Raw genomic sequence first — 3,715 nt, 5'->3', positions numbered from 1 at the left:
ACAAGTGGTATGATAGAACCTACCATTCCTAATTTATTATAGATGATATACTGTGGAATCAAGATGATTTGCCCCGGTATCATCATCGTACATAACATCGCAGTAAATAGAACTTTTCTTCCTCTATACTTAATTCTTGCAAAGGAGTATGCCACACAAGCAGAACTTACTACGGTAGCAAACGTTGCTATCACGGTAACGATAAAGGAATTCTTAAAGAAGGTAGCAAAGGTTATTCCGCCAAATCCTTTCCATCCATTTGCAAAGTTCTCCCATCTCCAGTTTGGAGGTATCAAACTTAAAGAGCCATTTAAAATTTCAACATTGTTTTTTAAAGAACCGGTAATCATCCACAAAACAGGATATACCATGACAAAGCCAAAGCAAAGAACAAATGTATGGTACAGCACTTTGCCAATTTGTCTTCTAAATTTCAAACCCATCATTGCTCCTCCCTTCTAATCCTGTCCCGCTTCGGAAAATACCCAACGCTTCGAGGACTTAAATATTAGTAAGGTAATTAAACTCATCACAACTAACATTACCCACGACATTGCACTTGCATATCCCATGTCATAGTATTTAAATGCCTGATTATATACATATAGGGAGTAGAAATTCGTTGCGTCGTTTGGTCCACCCTTGGTAATAACAAAAGCTTGGGTAAATGCCATGAACGCTGAAATGGTCTGCATAACTAGATTATATAAGATAATAGGGGAAAGGCATGGTAGTGTAATCTTTACAAAGGATTGCCCTTTGTTCGCACCATCAATTTTCGCTGCTTCATAATAAGTACTAGGAATTTCTTTCAGCCCCGCAGCAAATATAATCATGGAAGAACCAAATTGCCATACTGTCATTAATATCAACGGTACCATTGCAAGTTTTTGGTCTCCAAACCATGATACTTTCTCAAGTCCTAGATTCATCAAAATTGAGTTAACTAATCCCTTAGAAGAGAATAATTCTTTCCATACTAAAGATACTGCAATACTTCCTCCAATGAGGGAAGGAATATAATACAGAGAACGATAAAAAGTTACAGCTTTGCTCTTTCTTGTAAGTAAATAAGCAATAAATAAGGCAAATGCCAACTTAAGTGGAACACTAAAGAATACATATTTTAACGTAACACGAACTGATTTCAAGAATCTAACGTCTTGAAATAAACGGATATAATTATCAAGCCCTATAAAGTTTTCCTGTTTTATTAAGTTATAGTCCGTAAAGGAATAGTACATGGAAACAATCATAGGAACGATGGTAAAACCAAGGAAACCAATAATAAACGGAAGTGCAAAGGTATATCCAACTGTATTATCATTGTAAAGAAATTTATGAAAGCTTAATTTTTTCTTTTCCTTTTTCTCCATAGAATCCTCCTTCTTGCGAAAAGGACCCTTACCTTTCTTCGTAATTTCCACAAAAAAGAATAAGAGTCCTAATACACAACATTTTATTCATGTGCCAAACACACGTGGTCAATGGTAAATCTTACTTAACTATTTAAATTGTTTGCTCGCAAAGTCATAAATTTCTTTTGCCGCTTCCTCTGGTGTCTTATCTCCATAAATAACTTGTTCAACTAACAATTTATATTGATCCTCAATAATTGTCTTACACTCTGGACTAATAACATTAACTTCCTCTCCAGTTTTATAGCTACCAATTAAATCAATAAAGTTGTACATAGCGTTTGTAGTCTCATCTGCGTTTAATTGTAAAGCCATTCGAACAGTATCCATAATTGGAATACCACGTTCCCCTTGAAGAATTTCATTTGCTTCTACACTGTTGATAAAGAAGTTAATGAATTTCGCTGCTTCTTCAGGAACCTTAGAATCTTTTGATACACAAAGCATTTGTGAAGATTGAATTACAGATCCTGATGGTCCATCTGCTTTCTTTCTTGGAGCTGGGGCAATTTTTAATTCTCTACCTGCCGCTTTCATTAATGATTTTAACTGATTACTAGCTACCCATGTCATAGCAGCGTCGCCGGTTACTAAATAGTCACCCTCGATATCTTTAATTTCGGCAATTGCACCTGGATCAGGATATGCTCCTGCTTCTACTAATTCTTTTCTCATTGCTAAGTAATCTACTAACATATTTGGATCATCAAATCCAAGCTTATCATTCGATGGTGCAAAGAAGTTTAAAGAATAATCCTCTTGAGAAATTCCCATGCTACAACCAGATATAAAATCATCTAGCTTAGAGCTTCCGTATATTCCTAACTTCTCATGAATAGTCAAACAAGCTTGTTTCCATTCACCCCATGTCCAGTTATCTTTCGGTTCTGCTACACCAGCCTGTGCAAATAACGCTGGATCATATGCGATACCATAGGAATTAACACCACTGGATAGTGCTAACTGAGAGCCTTTATATTTAGTTGTTAATAGGTAAGCGTCCGTCGTATGAGACGTATCTACAGTACCGTTTGCTATGTATTCATCGAGTGGAACGATTTTGTCTAAATATGTTGGGAAATTACCTCCTAACTGGAAGATATCCCACACAGTGTTCGATGCTACTAAAGTATTTAACTTTGTAAAGTATCCATCGAAATCAAAAAATTCGTACTCAATATCAATGTTAGGATTCTGTGATTCATACAGCTCAATTACTTTAACTGTAGCATCATGTCTAGTTTGTGATCCCCACCATGCCATACGAAGTTTAATCTTTTCTCCGCTCGCTCCATCGTTTTTTGTACCTGATGATTGTTCTGAATTATTTGTACCAGAATTATTATCTACTGTAGTATTCTTTTTGCCAGAACCGCAAGCTGTTAGCCCCAACACTAAACTTGCTGCCAACAAAGTTGCCATGACTTTTTTAAGTTTCATAATCATTTCTCCTCTCTCTTTAAGTGTTATCCGTAGTATAAAAGAAAAGCTCTGTCGAGTCAATAATTCTGTATAAATTGCACAATATCTAGCTAACTTTCATCATTTTCGTACAATATTGACCTATTGAAATTTGCTTTAAGTGTCCAATACTTTATATTTTTGTAACTTTTGCTTATACGAAAGACAGCTTTTTAAGTAATATCTTAAAATTATACCAAAGAAAGATGTCGTCGTTTCTTTTCTATATAGTATATGTGATGTCAATATAGTACTTAAATAAGGAATAGTATAAAAAGAAAGTCCTTACCAATCTACTTAAACATTGATAAGGACTTTCTTTTATCTATTACATTTTTATACTAAATATACTGTTTAGTCCGCATTACACAAGCCGCTAAACGTTTACAGCAGCTTTAGGAGTATGAAATTATGAAGTTCTAACGGAACAAAGATTTTAATTTATACTGTTTTTCCTTTTTTAAAAGGCAAAAAATCGTTTTCCAAATCTTCTAAGTATCTGTCCAATGCAAACGTATATATATTATTGAATAAAAGCAACGCTTATATTAATTAAACATATACATGTTAGTTTTATGAATTTGCAACCTTTGAAGAATAAAAAAGAGCTGTTATCCACAGCTCTATGTAAAAAATAGTTCTTCTATCCACATTTCTATAAAATAAAAAGATGAAGTTGTGAATTATTCACCCTTCATCTTACTTTTAACAGTTATTCTGTTTTATACTTTTAGATAAACATCTGTATTTTACTGATGTTTATCTACTTCACATTGAATTATTTAAACAAACCTTTTAGGTTAAGCCCTCGACCTATTAGTAACAATCAGCTACAT

The 3,715-nt window shown here is 34.0% G+C and carries 2 protein-coding genes and 1 pseudogene; all 3 read right to left on the bottom strand.

Annotated elements, in window-relative coordinates; all coding sequences use genetic code 11:
* Positions 1-446: pseudogene (locus tag RTP52_RS18945) on the bottom strand (carbohydrate ABC transporter permease); the annotation flags it as partial.
* Between the two features lie 12 nt (positions 447-458).
* Positions 459-1,376, bottom strand: a complete 918-nt coding sequence (locus RTP52_RS18940; protein ID WP_312102543.1) for a carbohydrate ABC transporter permease — start codon at positions 1,374-1,376, stop codon at positions 459-461.
* Between the two features lie 129 nt (positions 1,377-1,505).
* Positions 1,506-2,858 carry an ABC transporter substrate-binding protein gene (locus RTP52_RS18935; RefSeq protein WP_312102541.1) on the bottom strand — a complete coding sequence of 451 codons (1,353 nt, stop codon included), beginning with the start codon at positions 2,856-2,858 and terminating at the stop codon, positions 1,506-1,508.
* Positions 2,859-3,715: the final 857 nt, after the last annotated feature.

It is taken from the genome of Lachnoclostridium sp., from assembly GCF_031997925.1.
In the GTDB taxonomy this organism is placed as follows: domain Bacteria; phylum Bacillota; class Clostridia; order Lachnospirales; family Lachnospiraceae; genus Lachnoclostridium.
The sequence above is the reverse complement of the archived record's forward strand: the minus strand, read 5'-3'. Positions and strand labels throughout refer to the sequence as shown.